A 4,883-nucleotide genomic window follows, 5' to 3' on the forward strand; every position below is an offset into this window, starting at 1 on the left:
AATGACAGTAATGGCTGGCATGCAGATAATGAAAAAGAATTAGGTAAAAACCCTGTTATTGCCTCTGTAAGTTTTGGAGAAGAGCGACCTTTTCATTTTAAACATAGAACATTAAAAAATGAACGGCACAAACTAAATCTCTCTCACGGAAGTCTATTAATAATGAAAGGTGAAATGCAATACTACTGGTTGCATCAAATTGCTAAAACCAAAAAGAAAATTCAACCAAGAATTAATCTAACCTTTAGAAGGTTAATATAAGACAAATTATACATGTCCAAATTATTGACAAAGTAGCGAATCAAGAAATAATAAATTGGTGGCTGAGCGAAGTCGAAGTCAAACAAAAAACCGGGTTCCCTCAAACCCGGTTTTTCTAATTTGCTTTTTTTATTATGATAGTAGATTTAGGGTCTCTAAGTCAACATAACATAATGCAAATATTAATTAATTAATCCATTGAACTAAAAACTAACTTTTAGTACACTTCAAATATATAATTAGGTTTCAATTATGTCGCTAAAAAACAGTATTAATCGATAAAATACACTTAATTTTAACATTTAAAGATGAAATATTGCATTTCGTCGATAAAATACATCTTCATAAAAAACAAAAAAGATAAATTTTGAATACTAATTACTAACAAAAAAAGTTTAAAAATAAAGATTGAATGTATTATCAATTAAATTTACAACATTAAATCATTTCAAAATGAAGCATTATTTATTTGTATTAATTGTTCTAATTTCTGGTATTAATTATTCTCAAGAAAAAACATATACCGAAGAAGAAATTTCTGTTTCAAAATTTATTGACGGTACTTTACTAGTTCCTAGCAATTCCGAAAAACCAAATTTAGCCATTATCATTTCTGGTTCTGGTCCTACCGACAGAAATGGTAATCAGAATTTTCTAAAAAACAATTCGCTAAAAAAACTAGCAGAAAACCTTACAAATAAAGGCATTGCTACTTTTAGATACGATAAGCGTATTGTAAAACAAATACGCAAAGGCAACATAGATAAAGATATGATGTTTGATGATTTTGTAAGTGATGCCGAAGATGTTATTACTTTTTTCAAAGCGAAAGATCAATATTCTAAAATCTATATAGTAGGTCACAGCCAAGGTAGCTTGGTTGGTATGCTTTCTGCAAAAGATAAAGCCGATGGTTTTATTTCATTAGCTGGCGCAGGACAAAACATTGGCGATGTTATTGTTGAGCAGGTTACCAAAATGGCACCAAAACTTGGCGAAGAAGCACAAAAAATAGTGGACAAACTAAAACAAGGCAAAACCACTACAGATTATCCACAAGCTCTAGCTTCAGTATTTAGTATAGATTTACAACCGTTTATGATTAATTGGATGAAATATAATCCTACGGAAGTTATTAGTGACTTGAAAATGCCTGTTTTAATTATTAATGGTACAAAAGATCTTCAAGTACCAGAAGAGGAGGCTCAATTACTTAAAGATGCCAATAAAAAAGCAGAATTAAGTATTATAGAAAACATGAACCATGTATTATTTGAAATAGAAGGAGGTGATCTTGAAAATTCAAAATCTTACAACGAAGCTGCTAGACCTATTTCAACTAAACTTGTTGATCGTATTATTACATTTATACAATCTTAAAACATAACATCATATACAACAATTAAAAAAGCATCTCAATAACGAGATGCTTTTTTACTAACTAACCAACCAAAATGTAATGTCGCGATTTTGTAGTGTGTTACGGTTGTAACTCTCGCTGTAACCATTACACTTAGTATATAACAAACCGCGTGCCAAACTTTATTTTTTAAGTTTTTTTCAAAAAAATGTAACAAATATTTGGATTAACACACATATCTTATATATCTTTATGATATCGTTTTAATATCATATTGATTAATTTAATAATTAACCAATTTATTATATGACACAAATGCCCTCTAGATTTTATCATTTTATTAAAATTAGGAACAGCATACAGTATGTGTCATATAAAAAACATTAAACTCAAAACACATGAAAGAAGAAAAGATCATCGTTCCTGCAAATGGATACTTTATGCTATTTGTATTTTTTATTTTACTATTCGGAAGTATAGCAACCATTATTTCTTTAGAAAATCCTTTACCAGTTATTATTATAATTGCAGCCTTAGTAATGGCTTTTGGTTTTGTTATGGTACAGCCTAATGGCTCGCGTGCACTTCTTTTATTCGGAAAATATGTAGGCACAATAAAAAAGAATGGCTTTTATTGGGTAAATCCGTTTTACACTAAAAAGAAAATATCATTAAGAGCTAGCAATTTTGACAGTGAACGTCTTAAGGTAAATGACAAGCTAGGAAATCCTGTAATGATAAGTACCATCTTAGTTTGGCGTGTACAAGACACCTACAAAGCTGCTTTTGATGTAGATAATTACGAAAACTTTGTGCGTGTACAAACAGATGCTGCGGTACGTAAATTAGCAAGTATGTATCCTTACGATAATTTTGCAGACGAGGGTCATGCAGAAGATATCACCTTACGCTCTAGTGTTAATGAAGTAAGCAATGCTTTAGAGAAAGAAATAGATGAGCGTCTTTCTATTGCTGGTATAGAAGTTTTAGAAGCTCGTATAGGTTATTTAGCGTACGCACAAGAAATTGCTAATGCCATGCTAAAACGTCAGCAAGCTACTGCAATTGTTGCTGCAAGACACAAAATTGTTGAGGGAGCAGTAAGTATGGTAGAAATGGCTATTGAAGAACTCAATAAAAATGAGGTTGTTGATTTAGATGAAGAACGCAAAGCTGCAATGGTAAGTAATCTTATGGTTGTACTTTGTGGAGATAAAGATGCTTCTCCAGTTGTAAACACAGGAACATTAAGTCATTAAAAAATGAAAGAATATAAAGTAATACGACCAAAATTTGGTTTTAGAAATAGATTTAAAAATTTTGAAGATATATTAAACCAACATGCAAGAGAAGGCTGGACTGTTACATTTATTGGTCAAAGTTGGACAAGTGTCGTTTTTGAACGCGATAAAAATAGATAATGAAAATTTTTAAAGAAGAACAACGGTTTAATCAATTGTGGATTATTGTACTTATGGTAATAAGTACATTAGTCCCAATTGGTCTTATTATAAAAGAGCAAACCGAAAACGTTAACACATTGTCTTCTTTAGAAACTATTGGACTTATTGCTTTAATCATCCTTGCATCTAGTTTTATATTTGTATTTAAACTTTCTTCTCGAATAGATGAGAAAGGAATTTATTATAAGTTTTTTCCATTTTATTTAAAATATAAACTTATTGAATGGAGCGAAATAAATACAGCTTATGTAAGAACCTACGACCCTTTGGGTGAATATGGAGGTTGGGGAATAAAAGGAGGTTATTTTTGGAACAAATCTAAAGGAAAAGCCATTAATGTCTCTGGTGATATTGGAATTCAACTAGAATTAAAAAATGGCAAAAAACTTCTTATTGGTACTCAAAAACAAGATGATGCTAAACGTATTTTAGAAATGTATAAATCTAAACTCAACACAAATGTCTAAAAAGAAAGCCTTTGCATTACGGATTAATGAAGATATGCTGAAAGCTATTGAAAAATGGGCTGCAGATGAGTTTCGTAGTACCAACGGACAAATAGAATGGATGCTAATGCAATATTTAAAAGAGCATAAAAGGCAACCTATAAAGAAAAAAAATCCAAAAGATGAAAAGTGATCGTAAACGATCACTTTTTTAATGCACTTAATTTTGGTATTTTGCGCCTTTAATTTAAAATCTATGAACGCTTCACCTCTATTCACTCAAGACACTATTGTTTTTGGGTTATTAATGCTAATGTTAGGCTTTGTTTTTTATACATCTTCTAGCGAAAACAGTTTTTGGAAAAAATTCTATAAATATGTTCCTGCACTTTTAATGGCATATATGATGCCAGCAGCTTTAACCACCTTTGGGATAATAGCTCCTGAATGGGAAACTACAGAAGCTACAGGAGAAGTTGTTAAACACAAATCGCAAGTGTATTACATTTCGAGTAGGTTTTTGCTTCCTGCTGCTCTAGTACTTATGACTATTAGTATAGACCTTAAAGCAGTCTTTAATCTTGGTTGGAAAGCATTAGCTATGTTTGGCACAGGAACCATAGGAATCATTATTGGTGGTCCTATTGCTGTTTATTTGATCGCCTTGGTATCTCCTGAAACCGTTGGTGGCGCAGGTGCAGATGCGGTTTGGAGAGGTTTAGCAACACTTGCCGGAAGTTGGATTGGTGGAGGAGCCAATCAAGCTGCAATGTTAGAAATCTATGAGTACAATACTTCAAATTACGCAGGAATGGTAATTGTTGATATTGTAGTAGCTAATATATGGATGGCAATCCTTTTACTTGGTATTGGTAAGCAAAAGAAGATTGACAAATGGTTAAAAGCAGATAATACTGCTATTGAAACCTTAAAAGAAAAAGTATCAAGCTATGCTGATAGTATTTCCAGAAACCCAACCTTAACCGATTTTATGGTTATTCTTGGTGTAGCATTTACTGTGGTTGGTATTTCTCATTTTGGCGCAAATGAAATTTCTGAATTTTTAAAGACTAATGTTGAAGCTGTAAGTGATAAAAAATCTGCTTGGTCTTCGTTTGGTTCTCAATTCTTTTGGATGATTTCAATAGCAACAGTTTTAGGTATTATATTATCGTTTACCAAATTAAAAAAATACGAAGGTGCTGGTGCAAGTAAAATAGGTAGTGTATTTATTTATGTTCTAGTAGCATCTATTGGTATGAAAATGGATTTAACAAAGATTGTTGATAATCCTGGATTAATAGTAGTAGGTTTAGTTTGGATGGCAATACATGTAGGTTTACTCTTTTTAAT

The 4,883-nt window shown here is 31.4% G+C and carries 7 protein-coding genes; all 7 read left to right on the forward strand.

Features of this window, described 5'->3' with window-relative positions; genetic code table 11:
* On the forward strand, positions 1-261 hold a 261-nt coding region (locus tag N4A42_RS11335; RefSeq protein WP_294074040.1), incomplete at its 5' end, for an alpha-ketoglutarate-dependent dioxygenase AlkB.
* Between the two features lie 453 nt (positions 262-714).
* Positions 715-1,641 carry an alpha/beta hydrolase gene (locus N4A42_RS11340; protein WP_294074042.1) on the forward strand — a complete coding sequence of 309 codons (927 nt, stop codon included), beginning with the start codon at positions 715-717 and terminating at the stop codon, positions 1,639-1,641.
* Positions 1,642-2,019: 378 nt separating this feature from the next.
* Positions 2,020-2,880 (forward strand): SPFH domain-containing protein, encoded by an 861-nt coding sequence (locus N4A42_RS11345; protein WP_294074044.1) that lies wholly within the window; start codon positions 2,020-2,022, stop codon positions 2,878-2,880.
* Positions 2,881-2,883: 3 nt separating this feature from the next.
* Positions 2,884-3,042 carry a DUF4177 domain-containing protein gene (locus N4A42_RS11350; protein ID WP_294074046.1) on the forward strand — a complete coding sequence of 53 codons (159 nt, stop codon included), beginning with the start codon at positions 2,884-2,886 and terminating at the stop codon, positions 3,040-3,042.
* Entirely contained in the window at positions 3,042-3,551 is a 510-nt protein-coding gene (locus N4A42_RS11355; RefSeq protein ID WP_294074048.1) for a hypothetical protein, read from the forward strand. The genes N4A42_RS11350 and N4A42_RS11355 overlap by 1 nt, the downstream gene beginning before the upstream one ends.
* Entirely contained in the window at positions 3,544-3,723 is a 180-nt protein-coding gene (locus tag N4A42_RS11360; RefSeq protein WP_294074050.1) for an Arc family DNA binding domain-containing protein, read from the forward strand. The genes N4A42_RS11355 and N4A42_RS11360 overlap by 8 nt, the downstream gene beginning before the upstream one ends.
* A gap of 63 nt (positions 3,724-3,786) precedes the next feature.
* A partial coding sequence (locus N4A42_RS11365) for a DUF819 family protein (protein WP_294074052.1) occupies positions 3,787-4,883 on the forward strand: 1,097 nt, incomplete at its 3' end.

Source organism: Winogradskyella sp. (assembly GCF_025210595.1).
Taxonomy (GTDB): domain Bacteria; phylum Bacteroidota; class Bacteroidia; order Flavobacteriales; family Flavobacteriaceae; genus Winogradskyella.